The organism is Enterobacter cloacae complex sp. IR5418, from assembly GCF_049238105.1.
Lineage (GTDB): Bacteria > Pseudomonadota > Gammaproteobacteria > Enterobacterales > Enterobacteriaceae > Enterobacter > Enterobacter hormaechei.
Window position 1 is genome coordinate 44380 of the sequence record NZ_JBMKHS010000026.1, and the last position, 22037, is coordinate 66416.

The following is a 22037-nucleotide window of genomic DNA, read 5'->3' on the forward strand; positions in this document are numbered from 1 at the left end:
TGTACATCTGGCCCCTCACGGTCAGTGAGGGGCGCAATCACCGCGTATTACTTACCGCCCAGTCCTTTTTTCGCCAGCTCCTCTTTGAAGTTATCGCGGGTGATCAGCACCACATCGGTCACTTCGGTGAATTTCGGCGGCTCAACCCCTTTAGTCACCCAGTTGTAGAGCATTTCGCTGGATTTATAGCCGTGGACATCCGGGCTTGGCAGCAGAGAGCCGTAGAAGCCGGTCGCCTGCGCTTTAGACAGTTCGCTCACGGCGTCGACCCCGTTGATGCCGATGCCGATCACGTCCGGTGCTTTAAAGCCCTGACCTTCCGTTGCACGCACGCCGCCCAGCACGGTGTTATCGTTCATCCCCACCACCAGCCAGTGCTTCACTTCCGGATGCTGGACGAGCATGGAGTTGGCCGCATCAAAGGCACCCGGAATATCGTTGGATTTGGTCGGGACTTTGTAGATCTGTTTTTCCGGGAAGCCAGCCGCTTTCAGGGCGTCCATGGATCCGGTAGTACGACGACGGGCGGTATCCAGTTCGTCAGCGGTTATAGCCATCACGGCAGTCTCTTTGACATCCCAGCGGCGTTTTTGCATCTCTTTATAAAGCTCCTGGCCCTGACGCTCACCGATTTTGGTAGCCGCCATCATCACCAGCGGAACGGTATCCATCGGTTTGCCTTTGGCATTGACGAACTGATCGTCCACCGCGATGACTTTCATGTCGTAACCGCGCGCTTTCGCAGCAATAGCCGAACCCAGTTTTGGATCCGGGGTACAGATAACGAAACCTTTCGCGCCGCTGGCCGCCAGGCTATCAATGGCGTTTAGCGTTTTCTCGCCGTCAGGTACGGCGATTTTAATTACCTCAAATCCCAAATCTTTTCCGGCCTTATCAGCAAATTTCCACTCGGTCTGGAACCACGGCTCTTCAGGCTGTTTAACCAGAAAACCGAGCTTTAAATTTTCAGCGATAGCGGATTGTGACATAACGGCAGCCAGGCCGATGGCCGCCAGCGCTTTAGTAAATTTGTGCATGGTAAACTCCAGCTTTAGCATTCTTATCTGTAGGGAATAATGGCGAACAACGTATTTAATCGGACTTAAAACAAGGCATTAGCGCTTACCTCGCTATAAGCGTTATTGCTGGAGATAGTTTTAGCGGGAAATTAATCATCCATAAGAGAGCGACATCACACCGCAGAATTACAGTAATTGCGTACATAAATTCAGCGAAAAATGACATAAAAAAAGGCGTAATTGTCCTACAAATAGGAAGGGATTAAGCAGAATTATCCATAAGGTCAGCAAAGAAGTCCCTGTAACCCGGACGCCTTAGCGCCCGGCAGAAAAATTACCAGGGATAATAGATGTGTTCAGCATGATCGCGCACGGGGGCATCGTCACCCAACAGACGCGCAGAGATCGTCAGCGCAAAATCAAAAGCGTGCCCCAGTCCCTTTCCGCTGATGAGGTTTTTATCCTCTACGACGGGCGCATCCACATAAACCCCGTCATTAACGGACTCCCATAGATCGCCGGAACAGACGTAGCGACGCCCCTTCAGTAAGCCGTTCCCGCCCAGCACCCGCGCGGCCGCAGAGCAGATCGGGCAGATAAGTTTGCCGTGTTCGTCATGCGTGGAAACAAAGCGGATCACCTCACGGTTAGCCGCGAGATTCATGCTCCCCTGCGGCCCACCGGGCAACACGACTGCGTCATACAGCGTGTCACTGCGCTCCGTTAACGTACTGTCAGCCACCATGGGAATAGTGTGGTAACTCACTACCGCACGGGATCCCGCACAGGCCAGCGTCTCCACCTCAATCTGCAAACGACGCAGAATATCAATTGTGATAATCGCTTCTGCTTCTTCAAAACCGGGTGCCAGCAGCACCGCCACTTTAGCCATCATAAACCTCTACGAATAAAACGATGTAAAACAGTGTTTCATTTTCTCGTTTTGTCAGATGACAATCTTGCGATGGGATCACAGAACCGTATATTGGGTAAAAATTGATTTAGCTCAAATTTGCACCCGCAGGATATATTTACAGATATTATTTCTGATTTCACACTTTTACAGAATTTCCCGCCAAAGAACGTTTCACGAAACGTTAAAAATGAGCATGCTTGATTTTATATGTAATAGAATCATGGCGTTACCAAACATCTTGTGCCATCATCTCTTTTTAATTCTGCGCTATATTTAAATTTGTAATCTAGAGTAAACACAGCCCAATTAAGAGTTTTCTTAAGTCAAAGAGAAGCGTATGCTTATTTAAATCGAACACAGGAAGTGAATATTCGAGTTTTTTACCTTGCAGAAATCTATTTCTGCCATTCAATCGTCAATACCTGCCGGGTCAGGTTACGTAGCGGACATCAAGTCCCGCAGTCAATAAGGATATGAAAATGACTACCCAAACGATGATGCAAAAACTGAATGCCCAGATGAACCTGGAGTTTTATGCTTCAAATCTGCATCTGCACTTGAGCGCGTGGTGTTCCAGAAAAAGCCTTAACGGCACTGCCACCTTCTTCCGTACGCAGGCACAAAGTAACGTCACGCACATGATGCGGGTCTTTAACTTTTTGAAAGCCATCGGGGCAAACCCCACCGTCAAAGAGCTTGAAACGATTGAAGATAATTACTCTTCTCTTGAGGAGCTGTTCCAGAAAACCCTCGAAGAGTATGAGCAACGCTGTGCGAAGCTGAGCAAACTGGCTGATGAAGCGAAAGCGCAGCAGGACATCATTACCCTCAAGTTTTTACGCGATATGGACAGAGAGCAGCAGCAGGATGGCATGCTGTTGAAGACGCTTGCAGATGAAATCCGCAACGCGAAACGCGCGGGGATTTGTCTGGAACAGACGGACCGCCATCTTCTCGACATTGCTACCGTGCAACACCACTAACTCCCTTCACCCGCTCCCGTCAGGGAGTGGGTACCAACTCCCTGCTTTTGCTGACATTTAACAAATCAGATCTCGCTCCCAATGAATAACCACACATCGTGTAATGATTTGTTTAATTACATTCATTGACGAGGGAGCATCATGATCACCATTGAGTTTATTGTCATTATCCTCTGCCTGCTGATAGGCACCCGCTTCGGCGGGATGGGACTGGGGCTGATAAGCGGCATCGGCCTGTTTGTTTTGAGTTTTGTCTTTGGTCTGCAACCCGGTAAACCCCCGGTTGACGTAATGCTCACAATCCTCGCCGTCATTGGCTGCGCGGCCACGCTACAGACCGCTGGTGGCCTGAATGTCATGATGCAATTCGCGGAGCGCCTGCTGCGTAAACATCCCCAGCACATCACCCTTCTCGCGCCGTTTACCACCTGGATGTTGACCTTCCTCTGCGGGACCGGGCACGTCGTTTACACCATGTTTCCGATTATCGCGGATATCGCCCTGAAAAAAGGCATTCGCCCGGAAAGGCCGATGGCGGTGGCCTCGGTGGCATCTCAGATGGCCATCACTGCCTCCCCCGTTTCCGTGGCCGTCGTTTCGCTGGTCTCGATTCTGGGTGCGCAGCACGGTATCGGCCACGCGTGGGGGATCCTCGAAATCCTGGCCGTCTCCGTACCGGCCTCGCTGTCTGGGGTCGCCATCGCGGCACTGTGGAGCTTGCGCCGCGGAAAAAATCTGGCAGACGATCCTGAGTTTCAGGAAAAGCTGAAAGATCCGAAACAGCGGGAGTTTATCTATGGAGGAACTGAAACGTTGATGAATCAGCGTTTCCCGAAACAGGCTTACTGGTCTACATGGATTTTTTTCGCCGGGATTGCCGTTGTGGTCCTGCTGGGTGCGCTGCCCGAGCTACGTCCGGCGTTTGAGATCAAAGGCAAAATGACGGCCCTGTCGATGAACCTTGTCATTCAAATGATGATGCTGATCGCGGGCGCGGTGATGCTGTTGACCTGCAAGGTGAATGCGTCGGCCATCTCAAACGGAGCGGTATTTAAAGCGGGAATGGTCGCGATTTTCTCGGTGTTTGGCGTGGCGTGGATGAGCGATACCTTTTTTCAGGCGCATCTCGACGAGCTGAAAATGGCGCTGGAGGGGGTGGTGAAGAGTCATCCATGGACGTATGCCATCGTACTGTTCCTGGTCTCAAAACTGGTCAACAGCCAAGCCGCCGCGTTAACCGCCGTCGCTCCGATGGGGTTGATGCTGGGCATCGACCCGAAAATGCTGGTGGCCTTCTTCCCGGCGTCGTACGGCTACTTTGTGCTACCGACCTATCCCAGCGATCTGGCCTGTATCGGATTCGACCGCTCCGGCACCACCCGCATCGGTAAATTCATCATCAACCACAGCTTTATTCTGCCGGGGCTGATTGGCGTCAGCTGTGCCTGCGTGGTGAGCTATCTGCTGGTACAGACGTTCTTCTGACCCTTCTGCGGGCGACAGGCTCTGTCGCCCTTCGAGGTAAAATCAGAAAAGAGTTTCTAATTTTAAAACATCGGTTTATTTTAGTGTGACTCACCCTGCGGTGTGAAGCGGAGTTCAATCAGCGCGATCGCTTTCTGGATCGCACGGAGCGTAACCGGGTCCGCCGCAGCAGGATGGTTGGTGAAATCGATGTTTTTCAGTTGGGTCGACATCTTTTCGCGTACCTCAACCGGCGCGATAACGTCAATCACATCAAGGATTTGTTTGATTACCAGCTGGCAGGCGACGACGTCAGATACCAGTTCCTGATCGGCGCTCAGGTTTTGTGACATGGGTTTCTCCTTATTCAAAGGCCGCCATAGTAGCAAAACAGACGCCCTTCCATCTCCCTCTCGTCGTCCGCAGACATAAAAAAACCTGCCGAAGCAGGTTTTTTTATCAGAACATCGCACCCGGTGGGACGTCTTTAAACGTTGTGCAGTAGTTAGCCCACATGCTTTTCAGGATTTTGCGCAGTTTCATTATGTTGCTCCAGTAACGTGTTATGCAGGTGTTATTGTCAATACGCTTATAATATGACCACCATCACAAAAATCAACCGTTTTGTGACCTGTGTCACGGTTATAAAACCCTCAGTGCTGCTGGTCTGTTAAAAAAAGCCATGAAAAATCCGCACGTTACAGGCTTATAAATTCCAGTAAATGTTTATAAAATTTTTTGAGCGGGCAGGAAGAGAATGAGTGAAAACCTATCCGGCAAAGAGAGCCGTGGATTATCGCCTGCGGCGCTGCTGGTTGCCGGTGCTTTCTTTATGGAGTTTCTGGACGGGACGGTGATTGCCACCGCGCTGCCGGATATGGCAAAAAGCTTCGGCGTACAGGCTGTGGATCTGAATATCGGGATCAGCGCCTATCTGATCACCCTGGCCGTGCTGATCCCCGCCAGCGGCTGGATCGCCGACCGCTTCGGCGCGCGAAAAGTCTTTGCCCTCGCGCTGGCGATTTTCACGCTGGCCTCGGTATTTTGCGGCCTGTCCACCACGCTCGATCAGTTCGTTGCGATGCGCGTGCTCCAGGGCATGGGGGGCGCGCTGATGGTGCCCGTGGGTCGCCTGGCCGTGTTACGCACAACGCCAAAACACCAGCTCATCACGGCTATCGCTACCCTGACGTGGCCTGCGCTTGTCGCGCCGATCATCGGCCCGCCACTCGGCGGGTACATCACAAGCTATGCCGACTGGCGCTGGATCTTCTTCATTAACGTGCCGCTGGGGATAATCGCCATTTTACTGGCACTGCGCCTCATTCCAGACCTGCATGAAGATACGCGCCGACCGTTTGATTTGCCGGGTTTTGTTGTCACCACCCTTGCCATGGTGAGCCTGGTTTATGCGATGGAGTTGATGAGTGGAGAACCTCTGCGAACAGGATTAACCGCCACGCTGTTCATCGTCGGTGTCGTCGCGTTGAGCCTGGCGCTGCGTCACTTTAAGCGGGCAACCTGGCCGATGATCAGGCTCGATGCGATGCAGGTGCCGACGTTTCGCGTCACCCTGTACGGCGGCTCGCTGTTTCGCGCCTCCATCAGCGCGGTTCCGTTCCTGCTGCCGCTGATGTTCCAGGTCGGCTTTGGCATGGACGCGTTCCATTCGGGCCTGCTGGTGCTGGCGGTTTTCGTAGGCAATCTCACCATTAAACCGGCGACAACGCCCCTGATCCGCAGCCTGGGGTTTAAGCGGCTGTTGCTGATTAACGGTGCGCTGAATGTGCTGGCGTTGCTGGCCTGCGCGTTTCTCACGCCGCAGACGCCCGTGTGGCTCATCATGCTGATCCTCTACCTGGGCGGCGTTTTCCGTTCGATTCAGTTTACGGCCATCAGTACGCTGGCCTTTGCGGATGTGCCCTCGGCGCAGATGAGCTATGCCAATACCCTGTTTTCAACCGCAACGCAGCTTGCCGTGGGGCTTGGGATCACGTTCGGGGCGATTGGTATTCGTATCGGAGAAAAAGTCGGTGAGGCGATGGGGCTTGCCGACATGCCGGGGATGAGCTTCCGGCTGGCATTTGTGGCGATCGCGCTGATCTGCCTGGTGGGGATGTTTGACACGCTGCGTCTGACCAACGATGCAGGCAGCGCGGTCTCATCGAAAAAGTAAGGCTCTGTGCCGGGCAGGCAACGCACCGCCCGGCAAAGGGAATCAGCCAACAATACCGCGGACAAAAGCTTCGATCTCTTTGTCCTGACAGTTCTCGAAGAAGCACTGCTGGAAGCGCTGACCTGAAACGGCGGTTTTCACCAGCTCAGGATCGATGGCGCGCAGGGTATCCAGATAGTTTTCTTTCACTACCGCCGCTTTCACCTGGTTCAGAATCCCGGCGTTACGCACCTGCGGCTCTTTACGCTCTGGTGGGTAGCCTTCGCCATTGCGTCCGGTAAACGCTTTCTCAAAGATAAAGCGTACGTTCAGTTCGGCACCCCAGCCAAAGCCCTTCGCAAATGGCAGAGAGAGTGCGTTACCGTTGTTGATTTGCGCGAACAGGAAAGCATCCGCTGGATCGATGCAGTAGCCGCAAATCACGCCCGGATGAATGTTCAGGGACATCAACGCGCCCTGCCCGGTACCGCAGCCGGTAACAACAAAATCGACGGCTTTAGCGTTCAGCAGGATGCTCGCCATGATGCCCAGGTGAATATAGGTGAGATGATGATCGTTCTCATCACTCATACCGACGTTATAGACCGGAAAACCTTTTTCATCAGCAACGGCTTTCAGCTCATTAAGGATGATGGGATTTTTAGCGGCCTGGCTGTTTTCCATCATCAGTGCAATTTTCATCTTGTCTCTCCTGAATGCATGGCGGGCGATCCCGCTGTGGATACCTTTTCAACTTAACCTTACTATCAAACAAACACACTTTCAAATTAAGTGAAAACTTGTTTTAAAAAACAAAGATGCGCTCACAATTTCGCGTTCAGGCCCGGCTCGTTGCACAGTGAAAGGGCAGATCCTCCGGCTATTCCGGCCATTGCGCGCCATCAGGCTGGTTACAATGGCCTATTTCCCGTCACGCAGAGTGAAACATGAAAAGTGTAATCATAGCCGGAACGATCCTGTTGCTCGCCGGGTGCAGCATCAACCGTCAGGCAGAAGTCAGCAGTACGGACGCCCCAAACGGAATTGTGCGCCTCGACTATGGCCAGGCCATGCTGCAAAACGCCTGGTCTGATGACTATCTCAATAACGGTACGGCAACCAAAGCCTGTCAAAACATGGGCTATGCCACCGCGTCAGCCTACGGGCAGCCCATTAAAACCTGCACCCTGATCAGCGGCTCGCTGTGTCTGAATGAAAGTGTGACCATACAGTATAAATGTCAGGGATATGCTGTTACCTCTTCCAGCCAGAATCCGTGGTATTAACCGCGACTGCCAGTCACGCTGGCAGTTTATTTAATAAGAACATAAACAATTCTCATTAATAAATATAAACGGCGACAATGCGTTTTATTCCCATTCGTATTTTTAATAAAGAAATATTTATTTTACTTTTTGCAAATAATTAAATAACAAATTATAGTGTCGCTCATCGTGAACCAGAATTAATAAACCGGAGCTGCACCATGTTAAAAACTGAAATGATCGACAAGCTCAATGCACAAATGAACCTTGAGCTGTTTTCTTCCCTGCTTTATCAGCAGATGAGCGCCTGGTGTAGCTATCACAGCTTTGAAGGGGCAGCCGCCTTCCTGCGTCGTCATGCCCAGGAAGAGATGACGCACATGCAGCGTCTGTTTGACTACCTGACGGACACCGGCAGCCTGCCGCGCATCGATAACGTGGCGTCGCCTTTCGCCGAGTACGGCTCTCTTGATGAACTGTTCCGCGCCACGTATGAGCACGAACAGCTGATCACCCAGAAAATTAATGAACTGGCTCATGCCGCCATGACCAGCCAGGATTATCCAACCTTTAATTTCCTTCAATGGTATGTGGCTGAACAGCACGAGGAAGAGAAGCTGTTTAAATCCGTGCTGGATAAATTATCTCTGGCGGGTAAATCCGGGGAAGGGTTGTACTTTATTGATAAAGAGCTATCCACTCTTGATACGCAGAATTAATCCTGACGCGGTGCTGAATATTCAGCACCGCGTTATTTCATGACAACAGATTTTACTTTTATGCGTGGACGCCATTGAGCACGTCGTCTCCATGCAGTGACATATTTACCTCTCAACTAAAAAACGCAGCCTCTCCACTTCTCTCTCCACGCGCTTTTCGCTGGCGCCGCATCCCGCCCTCATTTTGTAAAGTATTCATTACACACGCTGTAACGGTGATTTGACGAGATACGCCTTTTCCCTTACTCTGCGCCGCAGAATGAGTCGCGATATGGAAGCGTTGTAGAGGAAAGCGTGAAGAACAGAACTCTGGGAAGTATTTTTATCGTCGCCGGAACGACAATTGGCGCAGGAATGCTGGCCATGCCGTTGGCTGCCGCAGGCGTCGGATTTAGCGTTACCGTACTGCTGCTGGGCAGCCTGTGGGCAATGATGTGTTACACCGCGCTATTATTGCTGGAGGTTTATCAGCATGTCCCTGCCGATACCGGCTTAGGCTCTCTGGCGGCACGCTACCTTGGACGCTACGGGCAGTGGATCACCGGTTTCAGCATGATGTTCCTGATGTACGCCCTGACTGCCGCTTACATCAGCGGCGCCGGGGAGCTGATTGCGTCAAGCATCAATGACGGCTTCGGTGCCTCGCTTTCACCGGAAACGGGCGCCATCGTCTTTACGCTGATCGGTGGCGGCGTGGTTTGCGCGGGCACGTCGCTGGTGGATCTGTTTAACCGCTTTTTATTCAGCGCCAAAATCCTCTTCCTCGTTGTGATGCTGGTGCTGCTGGCACCGCATGTTCACAAGGTTAACCTGCTCTCCCTGCCGCTGGAGAAGGGTCTGGCGCTTTCGGCCATCCCGGTGATTTTTACCTCCTTCGGTTTTCACGGCAGCGTGCCGAGCATCGTGAGCTATATGAACGGTGATATCCGCAAGCTGCGCCGCGTCTTTGTTATCGGCAGCGCCATTCCGCTGATTGCCTACCTGTTCTGGCAGCTGGTGACGTTGGGCAGTATTGATTCCACCACCTTTATTGGCCTGATGGCACAACATTCTGGCCTGAATGGTTTTCTGGTTGCCCTGCGTAACGTAGTGGCCTCTTCACACGTGGAGCTGGCGGTACATCTGTTTGCCGACCTGGCGCTGGCAACCTCCTTCCTCGGCGTGGCGCTTGGCCTGTTTGACTATATGGCGGACCTGTTCCAGCGTCGCAACACCGTTGCCGGACGCTTACAGACGGGGGCAATGACCTTCCTGCCGCCGCTGGCCTTCGCGCTCTTTTACCCTCGCGGGTTTGTGATGGCGCTGGGGTATGCTGGCGTGGCGTTATCGGTACTGGCCCTGCTGTTACCTTCCCTGCTGGCATGGAAGAGCCGCCAGCAACATCCGCAGCAAGGATACCGCGTGGCGGGTGGTAAGCCGCTGCTGTGCGTGGTGTTTGGGTGTGGGGTGGCGATTATTCTGGTGCAGGTGCTGATTGCAGCGGGGATGCTGCCGGATGTGGGGTAACTTATTTAGCCTAAATTATCTTAGTGGTCTCAAGGGGCACGGGTGTTGAGTCCCCGCTAAAATCGGCGAACCGGAGATCGGATGACAAGGGCTGGACGCCAGGGATGGCGGCCAGAGGCGAATCGAGACAGGATGTCGAGTTGAGCCGACCGCAGGCAGACGATCGGGAGGTGAGCGCAGTGCGAAGCACCGATTTTCTGCGGGGCCGCGGGGATTGATAAGGGGGCCGCGGCGGCCCCCTTATCTCGTTCACAGGTAAAGAACGTATTATTTTCTGTTGGATTCGAGGTGAACGAAACAATTCCACCTGTGCAACAAATTCTGATTAATGCAGGCAGCAACTCTTAAACTTCTTCCCACTCCCGCACGGGCACGGATCGTTCCGCCCCACCTTCGACCCGTTCACGACAGGTTTTTTCACTTCCGGCTGCTGCGGGTTCGCCACCCAGTAGTTATACAAACGCAGCGCCGCAGGCTGAATGCTCGCAATGCTGTCCATGTACTCTTCTTCGGTCAGCGCATCCAGCTTCTCGCTGTTTTTTTCCGTGCCGTGCAGGGCAATCACGGCCAGGTCCGCTTCCAGCGATTCCGGCAGGGATGACCAGTCCGTCAGCGCCACGCCGCGCATGTAGCCATAACACCACTCTTCCACCACGGTGTAACTCTGACCGTCAACGTCGTTATAACCAAACAGCGGTTCAAACTGATCCGGGTATTCGCTCAGACGCTCGGCAATATCGTTCATGTGCTTAAAGCAGAGATCGATAAAACGGTTCATCTCACGATCGTTTTTCCAGCGCGGAATATACTTCTCACCACCCCAGACCGCCACCAGCCAGGTGTCGGGCTCCACCACAACGGGACCGGAAAGTACTGCGGTAAGCATGCCGTCCAGTTCGGACACGTCAATCACGGATGCATCGTCGTGACCGTAAGAGATTAATGTCTCTTCCAGCCACGCCATCTCGCTTTCATTTAATGGGCCTTCAGCCATTGCTGATACTCCTGATAAAAAAAACGATCCTGACATATATCGCCGCGCGTGCCTATCTGAAGTTTAAGTCTTTATTGCTGCAAAAACGTGCAAATCGTGACCGTTGCACAACTTATGGGCTTTGTTGTTAAGGAGATGTGATCTCCGCTGTAAATTCATCTCATCCCGCAAAGGCGCGTAAAACGGCACTCTATACTCAACATGTTGTGACCCGGTCAAGGGATTAACCATTCTGGCAACCTTTTTGCTTAATGTTCTGCGCGCTTCGCGGTGCGTAGGATCCTCGCCGTATTAAGCAGGAGATTGCTTCTAAAGTGCATTTTGTTCTCGCTCTTGTTTTTGGATTAACGATGCCATCAGGCGTTCGGGTTTATACCTGGTGCAAAAACCTCTTTGCTAAGGAACATAATAATGTCGCTGAAATTTACCAAAACTCCCCTCTCCCTTGTGCTGGCTGGTTGTCTGGTGACGGCCTTTTCCGCGCAGGCCGATATTGTGATCGGCGTGGCCGGGCCGTTCACAGGCCCGAATGCAACCTATGGCGATCAATACTGGCATGGCGCTACGCAGGCGGCGGAAGACATTAACGCCGCAGGCGGGATCAACGGTGAGAAAATCAAACTGGTACAGGGCGACGATGCCTGCGAACCCAAACAGGCCGTCGCCGTTGCCAACCGCTTAGTCGATCAGGATAAAGTGAAAGCGGTCGTCGGCCACTTCTGCTCCTCGTCGACCATGCCCGCCTCCGAGGTCTATAGCGATGCCGGGATCCTCTCCATTACCCCCGGCTCTACGAACCCGCTGATTACCGAGCGTGGCATGAGCGATATGTTCCGCATGTGCGGTCGTGACGACCAGCAGGGCCAGGTCGCCAGCGATTTTATTATCGATAAGCTGAATGCCAAACGGGTGGTCATCATCCACGATAAAGATACTTACGGTCAGGGGCTGGCGGACGCCACCAAAGCGGCGCTGGCGAAACGCGGCGTTAAGGATGTGATGTACGAAGGGCTATCGCGCGGGGAAAAAGACTTTAACGCGCTGGTGACCAAAATTGGCGCACAAAAACCGGACGTGGTGTTCTTCGGGGGCTGTCATCCGGAAGCGGGCCCGCTGGTTCGCCAGATGCGTGAACAGGGCGTGCAGGCGAAGTTCTTTTCGGGTGACTGTATCGTCAACGAAGAGATGGTCACCGCCGCCGGTGGGGCGCAGTACACCAACGGTATTTACATGACGTTTGGTAAAGATCCGCGCCTGATCCCGGACGGAAAAGCCGTCATCGAGAAATTCCGCGCCGGTAAATTTGAACCAGAGGGATACACCCTCTACGCCTACGCGTCTGTACAGGCTATCGCGGCGGCATTCAAGGCCACGAAAGGGACAGATTCCGCAAAAGCCAGCGAGTGGCTGAAGGCCAACCCTGTCGACACGGTGATGGGTAAAAAAGCCTGGGACAGCAAAGGTGACCTCAAGGTGTCGGACTACGTGGTCTACCAGTGGGACGACAAAGGCAAATATAAAGAAGTGCCATAACGGGACGGAATCTGCTCAGCGCCGGCAGGTCTGCCTGTCGGCGTAACCCTTTATTCAGGTGCGCAACCATGAGTACATTCTTCCTGCAACAATTAATTAATGGCTTAACGCTGGGTTCGGTCTACGGTCTTATCGCCATCGGCTACACCATGGTGTACGGCATCATCGGTATGATCAATTTCGCCCACGGCGAAGTGTATATGATCTCCGCCTATCTCTCGGCCATTGGCCTGGCGCTGCTGGCGTTTTTTGGACTCCACTCCTTTCCGCTGCTGATCCTGGGGACGCTGGTTTTCACCGTCGTGGTCACCGGTGTGTATGGCTGGACGATTGAGCGCATCGCCTATAAGCCGCTACGCAACTCGACGCGTCTGGCGCCGCTGATTTCGGCTATCGGGATGTCGCTGATACTGCAAAACTACGTCCAGCTCAGCCAGGGCCCGCGGCAGCAGGGCGTGCCCACCATGCTGGATGGCGTGCTGCGTTTTCACCTCGGCGAAGGGTTTGTCCAGATAACCTATACCAAAGTCTTTATTCTCATCGCCTCGTTCGCGGGCATGCTGGTGCTGACCTGGATTATCAACCGTACCCGGCTGGGGCGCATGTGCCGTGCGGTGCAGCAGGATCGTAAGATGGCCTCCATCCTGGGCATCAACACCGACAGAATTATTTCGCTGGTGTTTGTTATCGGCGCGGCCATGGCCGGGCTGGCGGGTGTGCTGATCACCATGAATTACGGCACCTTTGATTTTTACGTCGGGTTCGTTATCGGCATCAAGGCTTTTACGGCGGCGGTGCTGGGGGGCATCGGCTCTCTGCCCGGCGCGATGCTTGGCGGGCTGATTCTGGGCGTCGCAGAAGCGCAATTCTCCGGGATGGTAAACTCGGATTATAAAGACGTGTTCTCGTTTGGTTTGCTGGTCTTAATTCTGATCTTCCGTCCTCAGGGGCTGCTGGGCCGCCCTGTCGTGGCTAAAGTGTAAGGAACAACGCGATGACCTCTGACGGTTTTTCCCTGAAGCGCTGCGTTCTGGACTCGATTTTTTCCGGGATGATCGCCCTGATTATTTTCGGCCCGATTGCGGGTGTCATACTGGATGGTTACAGCTTCAGCTTTGACGGCCAGCGGCTGGCGTGGATTGTTGGCACCGTGATGCTGGGGCGCTTTTTGCTGAGCGCCTTTTCAGCCATGGCGGCCGGAAGACGTTTGCATGCGCGGTTTGAATCTGACAATGCGGGGGTGTACGTCCGGCCGCCAGAGTATAAAAGCCGCATGCGCTGGATCATTCCGCTGATTATCACGCTGGCGATCTGCTTCCCGTTTGTGGCCACTAAATACGTTCTGACGGTTGCCATTCTCGGGCTGATTTACGTCCTGCTCGGTCTTGGGCTGAACATTGTGGTTGGGCTAGCCGGACTACTGGATCTGGGGTATGTCGCCTTTTACGCCATTGGCGCCTACGGGCTGGCGCTCGGGTATCAGTATCTGGGCCTCGGGTTCTGGAGCATGCTGCCGCTGGCGGCGTTGATGGCCGCAGGCGCGGGCGCCCTGCTCGGCTTTCCGGTGCTGCGCATGCACGGGGATTATCTCGCCATCGTCACGCTCGGGTTTGGCGAGATCATCCGCCTGGTGCTGAACAACTGGCTCACCTTCACCGGCGGACCGAACGGCGTTTCAGCCCCTGCCCCGACCTTGTTTGGCCTGGAGTTTGGCCGACGCGCCAAAGAAGGCGGCGTCCCTTTCCACGAGTTCTTCGGCCTGACCTATAACCCCAACATGAAGTTTATCTTTATCTATGCGGTGCTTTTCCTGGTGGTCATGCTGGTGCTGTACGTTAAACACCGGCTGACCCGCATGCCCATTGGACGGGCGTGGGAAGCGCTCCGTGAGGATGAAATTGCCTGTCGTTCCATGGGGCTGAATCACGTTCTGGTCAAACTCTCGGCGTTCACCCTGGGCGCGTCAACGGCAGGTATCGCCGGGGTGTTTTTTGCCACCTATCAGGGGTTTGTTAACCCGACCTCTTTCACCTTTTTTGAATCGGCTCTGATCCTCGCCATTGTGGTTCTGGGCGGGATGGGCTCCACCGTCGGCGTCGTACTGGCCGCCTTTGTGCTGACAGTTACGCCGGAGCTGCTGCGCAGCTTTGCGGAATATCGCGTGTTGCTGTTTGGCATGCTGATGGTGGTGATGATGATCTGGCGGCCTCGCGGTCTGATCCGCATCAACCGCAGCGGATTTGCCGTGCGGAAAGGAGTGGCGCCATGAACGCGACGATTTTACGTGTAGAACATCTGATGATGCATTTCGGCGGGATCAAGGCCTTAAACGACGTTAATCTTGAAGTGCAGCGCGGTTCCATTACCGCGCTCATTGGGCCTAACGGCGCAGGAAAAACGACCGTCTTTAACTGCCTGACCGGTTTCTACCGGGCCTCCGGCGGCAACATTCTGTTCAATGCACGACATAAAACCACCAATGTCATTCAGGTGCTCGGCCAGAAATTCCAGCCGGACGACTGGCTGCACCCGGCGCAGCTTGGTCAACGCCTGTTCTATAAAATGTTTGGCGGCACGCATCTGGTGAACCGCGCGGGTCTTGCGCGTACGTTTCAGAACATCCGCCTGTTCCGCGAGATGTCCGTTGTGGAAAACCTGCTGGTGGCACAGCACATGCGCGTCAACCGCAACCTGCTGGCGGGGGTGCTTAACACCCCCGCTTATCGTCGGGCAGAGAACGATGCGCTGGACCGGGCGTTTTACTGGCTGGAAGTGGTGGATCTGGTAGATTGCGCGAACCGGCTGGCCGGGGAAATGTCCTACGGCCAGCAACGACGTCTCGAAATCGCCCGCGCCATGTGTACCGGCCCGGAAATGATTTGTCTCGATGAACCCGCTGCCGGCCTGAACCCTGTGGAGACCCATAAGCTGAGCGAAATCATCCGCTTCCTGCGCGACCATCACGACATCACGGTTTTGCTGATCGAGCATGATATGGGGATGGTGATGGGCATTTCAGATGACATCATTGTGCTCGATCACGGCGATGTGATAGCCAGAGGTAAACCGGCTGAGATCCAGCACAATGAAAAGGTGATTGCCGCGTATCTGGGCACCGACGAAAGCGAGGTAAATCTGTGAGCGAACCGATGCTTCAGTTTCAGGATGTGGATGTTTTCTACGGGGTGATCCAGGCGTTGAAGCAGGTTTCGCTGGAGGTAAACAAAGGCGAAACCGTAGCCTTAATTGGCGCTAACGGTGCGGGGAAATCAACATTACTGATGTCTGTTTTTGGTCAGCCCCGCATTCGCAACGGAAAAATCCTCTTCTGCGGCGAGGATATCAGCCATAAATCCACCCACTATGTCGCCACCGGCGGCATCGCGCAGGCACCTGAGGGACGCCGCATTTTCCCGGATATGTCTGTAGAAGAGAACCTGCTGATGGGGACAATCCCCGTCGGTAATCAGCATGCTGCGGAAGATATACAAAGCATGTTCGACCTCTTCCCCCGCCTCAAAGAGCGACGTAACCAGCGGGCGATGACGCTCTCCGGCGGAGAACAGCAGATGCTGGCTATCGCCCGCGCGCTGATGAGCCGTCCCAAACTTCTGCTGCTGGATGAACCCAGCCTCGGCCTCGCGCCCATCGTGGTTAAACAGATCTTCCAGACGCTGCGGGAACTGGCCCGTAACGGGATGACGATTTTTCTGGTAGAGCAGAACGCGCACCACGCACTGAAGTTGTCCGACCGTGGCTATGTGATGGTTAACGGGCAGATTCGGTTAAGCGGCAGCGGCGAGGCGTTGCTGAAAGATCCGGAGGTGAGGAAGGCGTATCTGGGTGGAGTGTAAACCATGAGGCTATAGTGAGAAAAACTCACAGTGATTGCCATTATTAATCGTTTTTCAAAAACTCACCCCTTCCAATATTATCCTCTCGACCTACCCTGACGGGGGGCGAATACAACATTCAGGCACAAACTGAATAGTCATAATGAGAGGAACCGGGGCAAACATGACACTTGATGCTTTATTTCAGTTAATGAAAATTATATCGCCATCCGATGGCGATATAGCGAATTTTATGACCATGCTTATCGCCACCAAAAATCATTCTGACGCCCTGTTACCCTTTTCGCAGCGCGTGTATATGCTTTCCGTTGCCCATAGCGATCCCAAAAAAGCAGCTGCGTTGCTTTCATCCTGTCAGCCCGAAGCAGGCAGCCCCCTCCCGCTGCTCAACTTCTCTGGCTGGCCGGACGTGCGTTACGCTACCTCCGGTGAATTACAGACCCCCGAGTCAGAAGAGTATTTTCACAAGATTTCGTCTGCCGCCACGCTATTACGCGCGGCAATCATTGACGCTGAACAACAGAAAAACACGCCAGCATTTTATATTCTGGATAAGGTGCTTAACCTGAACAGCGCGTTGCCAGACCGTTATAAAAAGATGGCCAACATATCTTATTCATAACGGTATTAATAAACCCGACTGTCATCATATTCCAGATAATCGATATCCAGCGCCGGAACGACCGGGGTATGGTTTTGCAGCCAGGTCAGAAGATGCTGAATGCTCTCTCTTTTGAGCGAATTTTTTGGCCAGACGAGGTAATAGCCATCCCCCGTCGCGATAGCTTCCCTGAAAGGCAGGCCCAGCAGGCCGCTTTTCAGGGCATCAAGCGTGAGATGCAGGTCAGCGATAGCGATGCCGTGCCCGTTCATCGCGGCGATACTTCCCTGTTCAAGGGTATCAAACACCATGCCGCTGCTCATATCGAGGCCCGGGAATAACCCTGTTCTTCGCAGCCAGCGCCGCCAGTCACGTCTGTCCGGTGAAGGATGGATCAACTCGCATTGCGGAAGCCGTTGCCGCGCCGGTTCGATAAGTGATGGGGTACAAACCGGGATAAGCCACTCTTGAAAAAGCAGCTGGCTTTCCGTTGTGTCACCAAAACGCCCATTGCCGAGAAGAATGGCGCAGTCGTATGGCTCAAGATTGAAATCAACGGTATCAATATCCATCCAGACGCTGGTAATCTCAACCTGTGGCTTCGCATGCTGATGACGAAAGGACCGCAGCACGTCGAGAAGCCATCGCATGGTCAGGGTACTGGGAGCTTTAAGCCGCAGCAGGTGGTTTTCACTGCGAAATGCCCGGCAGGCCCATTCAATGCTCGTGAAGCTTTCGTTAAGCTGTCCGGCAAGCATTCGCCCGGCTTCAGTGACCTCCACCCGAGGACCTTGTCTTTTGAATAGCTCGCAGTCGAACCACAGTTCAAGGGTACGAACATGTCTGCTGACCGCGCCCGGCGTAATATTGAGCGTTTCAGCGGCTCTACTGAAGGAGTTCAACCGCGCAGCAACTTCAAACGCACGCAGTGCATACAATGGCGGTAAAGACATAGCGTCCCTTAAATGAGGTGATGGCATGGAGAATCGGGGTCGCAAACGTGCACATGTTCAAAACGCATTTCGCGCCCGCTACACGATAGCATAATGCGTATCTGTTTAATTCCGTTGCAAAGGATCGCTGTTTTATTACGGGAAGGTCAGGAATGAAGGTTGGTAATTAGCAGAATGCCAGACACAAAAAAACCACCTTTCGGTGGTTTCACGACACTGCTTATTGCTTTGATTATTCTGCTTTTTCCCATGGTAGCCGGAGTGGGACTTGAACCCACACAGCGCGAACGCCGAGGGATTTTAAATCACGCGTGTTATCTATAGTAATCAGATACATACGTTTAATTTTCACCATTAATTCATAATTTTATGATCAAATGAATCAACTGCTTACGGGTAACAAAAAATCATAATGGCGAAACTTTTTTGGTCCGCTCACCGACAATGGAGTGTTGAAGGCGGAGGTTAAAAATTCTTTCGTTCCGACCAAAACCACACAAAAAAACCAGCCGCTTATGATTGGTTATTCTTCAGTGACGCATGATAAAACTCTACCTATATTGCAGGGCAATCTGAACGTTTATGAATCCGCAGAGTCTAATAAACATGCTCACCAATTAAAGGGTCATCATGACAGCATTCATAATCACTTCTACCGTGGCAGTAGTTCTTGGGTTGATGATATTGAGTCTCATCAAAGTCGGCATTAGTACATCGAATAATCCTGATAACTTTTAATCTTTTTATCTATCAAAACTGTCTTTTAGGACAGAGAAATTCTTATCAAGGATGCAGACAGCAAGATCGCCAGTGCATTCTACGCACCACATATCTAAGTAAAATCTCTTCATCCTCAATTGCTGCTTACACTTCTCTTCTGCCGTTTGCATTTAATAACCCCAATAACCCCAATAACCCCAAAATCATTGACACTCGATTAGCGAGGGGTTATTATAACCCCATCAAGACAACACAGAGAGCCGGAGGATGGATAGCAGGAATGCAATAGCAATGATAGAAGCCGATGGGTGGTATCTGGTGAGAGTTAAAGGCAGTCATCACCAGTTCAAACACCCAACGAAAAAGGGGCTGGTAACGGTAAAGCATCCACAGAAAGACATACCGTTACCAACACTGAAAAGCATCAAAAAACAGGCGGGGCTCTAAGCCCCCCTACTGGAGGTTTACATGTTGTACCCTGTTGCTATTGATAAAGGCGATTCATCCTTCGGCGTTCGCGTACCTGATATTCCTGGCTGCTTCTCTGGTGGTGATGATTATCAGGACGCGATCGAAAGCGTACGTGAAGCGATCGAGGCACACATCGAATTACTGGTTGAAGATGGCGAGAACGTTCCGGAAGCAACGACCGTCGAAAACTGGCTATCTGATCCGGAATACACCGGTGCGGTATGGGCCCTGGTTGACGTGGATATAACTCGCCTGATGGGAAAAGCGGAAAAAATCAATGTGACGCTTCCCTCATTACTGATCCGTCGTATCGATCAGTTTGTGGCCGCGCATCCAGAATACGGCAGTCGGTCTGGCTTCTTATCGCGCGTCGCGGCAGATAAAGTAATTGGACGAGAAAAACGATAAGCCTCGAAAGAGGCTTTTAGCGAAAGTGCCCTCTATGTATTCGCGGATCCAGTCAGAAAAAGTGAAAATGAGAATTTCAAAATGAGTAATCAACTATCAAAACGCCATTTACGTGAGTGCTTACAAGCTGAAGTAATGAAAAGCGACAAGAAATTCTCATGGACGCGCGTTTTTCATAAAGCATTAAAGTGCCCTGAGAGACGCTTTAATTTTTGGTGGCGAGTTGCTTCTTATCTTTATAGTTCCGATGCCAAATGGAAAAAACAATTGGCCAGAAGAATTAATAGAAAACTTGTCCAAAAGTACAACACTGAGATACAGCTGCCAGCTACAATTGCACCTGGTCTTCATATAACTCACTTCACATCAGTTGTTATAAACGGATGTGTAATTATCGGACGAAATTTCAAAATAAGACATAACTGTACCATTGGCATTGGTGGGGGGGTAAAGAATGAAAACTCCAGCCCAAGGATAACAATAGGTGATAACGTTGATCTGGGAGTTGGGACCTCGATTATCGGTAACAATCTCACTATAGGCAGCAATGTCACGATAGGCGCTATGACTTTTGTTAATAAAGACATTCCGGACAACACTGTTGCCTACAATGAGAAGAAGTTAATATTAAAATTTAAGCATTCCTGATTATCATGCTGGCAATACAGGCCACTCGATATCTGGTGCATGCGATGTATCAACCCGCATCAACAGCACCCTATATTGCTGCCATGCCAACAGTAAATCTTCCTCTTCATCTGTTGACATGCCCAACTCAACGGCATCTTTCAATGGCTCAATTACGGCAGTGGCTGAGTTCATGAGCGCTTCTTTCTGAGCATCAGCCTCGGCAAGGAGCTGCTCTTTAGTGGCGGTTGGCGGGTCTACAAGGACAGGCTGATCGTAATCATTTACAGTGATTACCTTACCTTTCTGTTGACCTTCCAATAGATACAGGAACCACTTCTCCGAAATTTCAAGTAAATCATTCGGCCACGTACCTGCTAGTAAATAAGCTTGTTTATCTGATTCATGATAAAAACCAATTTCGCTAGGGCTAAAATAAATCCTCATTTCAATATCCTTTAGCAATTAGCATAAATTTACCATCGGCGTTATGAGCATATAATGTGCATCCTGTACGTGAATAAGACGGAACATAAATTGCCGAATCATCGCCAGACCCATGCCCTGCCCCATTATATGTAATTACAACTCCTACACATGCATTTGGAAAAGCCGCTGGAAATGTCACGTTAACATTTGTTTTGCTTGGAACGTTTATATTACTCATAACTACTTCCATAACACCTGTTGAAGCATCTTTATGCGTCATGGCATTGGCTGATTTGGTTGCGGTATTTTTGAGGTTGTACCGTGCATCGCTTTCCGCCTTCGTGTAAGCCTGCCCCGCAGGGGTGTAGCTGCCTTTAGGCTGAAAACGCCCGTCACTTTCAGCTTTGGTGTACGCGCCTGTTTTTGGCATGTACCCCGCATCTGATTGTGTTTTGGTGTAATAACGGTTATCAAAATTGGCATAACTTCCCGGATTCACCTGGCCCGGCGCGTTAAAGTTGCCGTTAGTGTCCCATTTGAAATTAATATCCTGCGAGCCACTTCCCTTCATATGCAGGTGCCACGAAAGAACATCTCCGCTAACTAACGTCCCCATTGAAAATGCCCAGGAGTTCTTACCAGTAACGGTTGCCTGCTGTTTAATAACCGGATGATACTCACTCGGGTTGGTAGTCGAATACGAGTTAAAAAATGGCGCTTTCGATTTGTACTGTTCAGCCCAGGCGTAGGGACCGGAATAACCTGCCACCATTTCTTTGCCTGCGGTAATTTGTTCGCTTGCAGTGATTGTGTTGTAAACCGATAGCGGCGTTCCTGACTGAAGGGCGCCCGTGGTTAGATTCACATACAGCGGGCGAAGTGAGTTGTAATTACCCAGCGAATCGCCAGAGTTTGTTAACATCAAATAAAGCGTTGTGCCATCATTTCGCCAGAATGCGCCAAAATTACCGTAGGCGATACGCAGGCCATTCGCAGCTCTTGAAACAATTTCACCATGAGCAGAAATTGCCCCCCGGACTTCTGCGGCACCATTAAAATTAAATGATATGGAACCATTTACATTACGTTGCGAATAAAAGTGGTATCCCGTCGCATCTTTAAATTCTAATACTGTCGGTCGGTCAGCATTACCCCAAAGATTAATTATCCCATCAAGAGTGGATGTATTTGAAGAACTGACTTCAAGCTTGCGAGTATTACCTGAACGCAAATACCCATTCGCAATCACATTACCCGTGACGGTCCCACCAGTAATAGGCAGAGCTCCAACCTCCGTCGCGGTTGGTTTTTTGGCTGTTGTATAGAACTCACACCATTCTGTCCACGTGTTATCTGCCGGGTGGCTTTGTTGAATAAATAAGATTTCTTGCGAACGACCCTGTAGCTGGCTGGATTTTCA

25 protein-coding genes are annotated in these 22037 nt (G+C 51.9%); 16 read left to right on the forward strand and 9 right to left on the reverse strand.

The features are described from left to right. Window positions 1-47: 47 nt before the first annotated feature. Entirely contained in the window at window positions 48-1037 is a 990-nt protein-coding gene (gene araF / locus ACOTX7_RS17930) for an arabinose ABC transporter substrate-binding protein (RefSeq protein WP_221256156.1), read from the reverse strand. Between the two features lie 316 nt (window positions 1038-1353). Then, on the reverse strand, window positions 1354-1911 hold the full coding sequence (locus ACOTX7_RS17935; protein ID WP_221257256.1) for a DJ-1 family glyoxalase III: 558 nt from the start codon (window positions 1909-1911) through the stop codon (window positions 1354-1356). A 503-nt stretch (window positions 1912-2414) separates the two neighbouring features. Between ACOTX7_RS17935 and ACOTX7_RS17940 the strand changes: the two genes are divergently transcribed. Together ACOTX7_RS17940 and ACOTX7_RS17945 are read left to right on the forward strand one after the other, a co-directional pair. Beyond that, on the forward strand, window positions 2415-2918 hold the full coding sequence (locus ACOTX7_RS17940) for a non-heme ferritin-like protein (RefSeq protein ID WP_205921841.1): 504 nt from the start codon (window positions 2415-2417) through the stop codon (window positions 2916-2918). Between the two features lie 141 nt (window positions 2919-3059). After that, window positions 3060-4403 (forward strand): anaerobic C4-dicarboxylate transporter, encoded by a 1344-nt coding sequence (locus tag ACOTX7_RS17945; RefSeq protein WP_125357771.1) that lies wholly within the window; start codon window positions 3060-3062, stop codon window positions 4401-4403. Window positions 4404-4483: 80 nt separating this feature from the next. Here ACOTX7_RS17945 and ACOTX7_RS17950 read toward each other — a convergent pair whose 3' ends face one another. Together ACOTX7_RS17950 and azuC are read right to left on the reverse strand one after the other, a co-directional pair. Further along, window positions 4484-4735, reverse strand: a complete 252-nt coding sequence (locus tag ACOTX7_RS17950) for a DUF2766 family protein (protein ID WP_003859683.1) — start codon at window positions 4733-4735, stop codon at window positions 4484-4486. Between the two features lie 106 nt (window positions 4736-4841). Next, window positions 4842-4925, reverse strand: a complete 84-nt coding sequence (gene azuC, locus ACOTX7_RS17955; protein WP_003859682.1) for a stress response protein AzuC — start codon at window positions 4923-4925, stop codon at window positions 4842-4844. A gap of 214 nt (window positions 4926-5139) precedes the next feature. Between azuC and ACOTX7_RS17960 the strand changes: the two genes are divergently transcribed. Continuing rightward, window positions 5140-6558 carry an MFS transporter gene (locus ACOTX7_RS17960; protein WP_221256157.1) on the forward strand — a complete coding sequence of 473 codons (1419 nt, stop codon included), beginning with the start codon at window positions 5140-5142 and terminating at the stop codon, window positions 6556-6558. Window positions 6559-6600: 42 nt separating this feature from the next. On the opposite strand, the gene ACOTX7_RS17965 is transcribed toward ACOTX7_RS17960, so the two are convergent. Beyond that, on the reverse strand, window positions 6601-7239 hold the full coding sequence (locus tag ACOTX7_RS17965; protein ID WP_003859680.1) for an RpiB/LacA/LacB family sugar-phosphate isomerase: 639 nt from the start codon (window positions 7237-7239) through the stop codon (window positions 6601-6603). Window positions 7240-7484: 245 nt separating this feature from the next. On the opposite strand from ACOTX7_RS17965, the gene yecR reads away from it, so the two are divergent. From yecR to tyrP, 3 genes are all read left to right on the forward strand, one after another. Beyond that, on the forward strand, window positions 7485-7823 hold the full coding sequence (yecR, locus tag ACOTX7_RS17970; RefSeq protein ID WP_205921847.1) for a YecR family lipoprotein: 339 nt from the start codon (window positions 7485-7487) through the stop codon (window positions 7821-7823). Window positions 7824-8023: 200 nt separating this feature from the next. Next, window positions 8024-8521, forward strand: a complete 498-nt coding sequence (gene ftnA / locus ACOTX7_RS17975; protein ID WP_003859676.1) for a non-heme ferritin — start codon at window positions 8024-8026, stop codon at window positions 8519-8521. Between the two features lie 294 nt (window positions 8522-8815). Continuing rightward, a complete protein-coding gene (tyrP, locus tag ACOTX7_RS17980) occupies window positions 8816-10027 on the forward strand; it encodes a tyrosine transporter TyrP (RefSeq protein ID WP_221256158.1) in 1212 nt (403 codons plus the stop codon). Between the two features lie 325 nt (window positions 10028-10352). Here the strand turns inward: tyrP and ACOTX7_RS17985 are convergent, their stop codons facing one another. Further along, window positions 10353-11021: a YecA family protein gene (locus ACOTX7_RS17985; protein ID WP_221256159.1), complete on the reverse strand. Its 669-nt coding sequence runs from the start codon at window positions 11019-11021 to the stop codon at window positions 10353-10355. Between the two features lie 411 nt (window positions 11022-11432). Between ACOTX7_RS17985 and ACOTX7_RS17990 the strand changes: the two genes are divergently transcribed. The 6 genes from ACOTX7_RS17990 to ACOTX7_RS18015 all read left to right on the forward strand — a co-directional run bounded on the left by ACOTX7_RS17990 (window position 11433) and on the right by ACOTX7_RS18015 (window position 17030). Continuing rightward, window positions 11433-12554 (forward strand): branched-chain amino acid ABC transporter substrate-binding protein, encoded by a 1122-nt coding sequence (locus tag ACOTX7_RS17990; protein ID WP_006811127.1) that lies wholly within the window; start codon window positions 11433-11435, stop codon window positions 12552-12554. Between the two features lie 68 nt (window positions 12555-12622). Next, window positions 12623-13537, forward strand: a complete 915-nt coding sequence (locus ACOTX7_RS17995) for an ABC transporter permease subunit (RefSeq protein ID WP_006811128.1) — start codon at window positions 12623-12625, stop codon at window positions 13535-13537. Window positions 13538-13548: 11 nt separating this feature from the next. Beyond that, window positions 13549-14823 (forward strand): high-affinity branched-chain amino acid ABC transporter permease LivM, encoded by a 1275-nt coding sequence (livM, locus tag ACOTX7_RS18000; RefSeq protein ID WP_221256160.1) that lies wholly within the window; start codon window positions 13549-13551, stop codon window positions 14821-14823. Continuing rightward, window positions 14820-15695: an ATP-binding cassette domain-containing protein gene (locus ACOTX7_RS18005; RefSeq protein WP_047353380.1), complete on the forward strand. Its 876-nt coding sequence runs from the start codon at window positions 14820-14822 to the stop codon at window positions 15693-15695. Before livM ends, ACOTX7_RS18005 begins: the two co-directional genes overlap by 4 nt. Further along, on the forward strand, window positions 15692-16408 hold the full coding sequence (locus ACOTX7_RS18010; protein WP_047353381.1) for an ABC transporter ATP-binding protein: 717 nt from the start codon (window positions 15692-15694) through the stop codon (window positions 16406-16408). The genes ACOTX7_RS18005 and ACOTX7_RS18010 overlap by 4 nt, the downstream gene beginning before the upstream one ends. 163 nt (window positions 16409-16571) lie before the next feature. Beyond that, window positions 16572-17030, forward strand: coding sequence for a hypothetical protein (locus tag ACOTX7_RS18015; RefSeq protein WP_214591903.1), 459 nt, complete (start codon window positions 16572-16574; stop codon window positions 17028-17030). 5 nt (window positions 17031-17035) lie between these two features. Here the strand turns inward: ACOTX7_RS18015 and ACOTX7_RS18020 are convergent, their stop codons facing one another. Then, window positions 17036-17962: a LysR substrate-binding domain-containing protein gene (locus ACOTX7_RS18020; RefSeq protein WP_221257257.1), complete on the reverse strand. Its 927-nt coding sequence runs from the start codon at window positions 17960-17962 to the stop codon at window positions 17036-17038. A gap of 630 nt (window positions 17963-18592) precedes the next feature. On the opposite strand from ACOTX7_RS18020, the gene ACOTX7_RS18025 reads away from it, so the two are divergent. The 4 genes from ACOTX7_RS18025 to ACOTX7_RS18040 all read left to right on the forward strand — a co-directional run bounded on the left by ACOTX7_RS18025 (window position 18593) and on the right by ACOTX7_RS18040 (window position 20209). Beyond that, window positions 18593-18700 carry a YnaM/YnfT family protein gene (locus ACOTX7_RS18025; protein WP_350360576.1) on the forward strand — a complete coding sequence of 36 codons (108 nt, stop codon included), beginning with the start codon at window positions 18593-18595 and terminating at the stop codon, window positions 18698-18700. 249 nt (window positions 18701-18949) lie between these two features. Next, window positions 18950-19129 (forward strand): type II toxin-antitoxin system HicA family toxin, encoded by a 180-nt coding sequence (locus tag ACOTX7_RS18030; protein WP_012906750.1) that lies wholly within the window; start codon window positions 18950-18952, stop codon window positions 19127-19129. 21 nt (window positions 19130-19150) lie between these two features. Continuing rightward, window positions 19151-19561, forward strand: a complete 411-nt coding sequence (locus ACOTX7_RS18035) for a type II toxin-antitoxin system HicB family antitoxin (protein ID WP_048208489.1) — start codon at window positions 19151-19153, stop codon at window positions 19559-19561. Window positions 19562-19642: 81 nt separating this feature from the next. Beyond that, complete coding sequence (locus ACOTX7_RS18040; RefSeq protein ID WP_045345254.1) at window positions 19643-20209, forward strand: serine acetyltransferase; 567 nt, start codon at window positions 19643-19645, stop codon at window positions 20207-20209. A 3-nt stretch (window positions 20210-20212) separates the two neighbouring features. Here ACOTX7_RS18040 and ACOTX7_RS18045 read toward each other — a convergent pair whose 3' ends face one another. Together ACOTX7_RS18045 and ACOTX7_RS18050 are read right to left on the reverse strand one after the other, a co-directional pair. Further along, window positions 20213-20635 carry a tail fiber assembly protein gene (locus ACOTX7_RS18045; RefSeq protein ID WP_032634116.1) on the reverse strand — a complete coding sequence of 141 codons (423 nt, stop codon included), beginning with the start codon at window positions 20633-20635 and terminating at the stop codon, window positions 20213-20215. Between the two features lies 1 nt (window position 20636). Then, the gene (locus tag ACOTX7_RS18050) at window positions 20637-21866 is read right to left on the reverse strand and encodes a gp53-like domain-containing protein (RefSeq protein WP_421626143.1); all 1230 of its coding nucleotides are present in this window, start codon (window positions 21864-21866) and stop codon (window positions 20637-20639) included. Window positions 21867-22037: the final 171 nt, after the last annotated feature.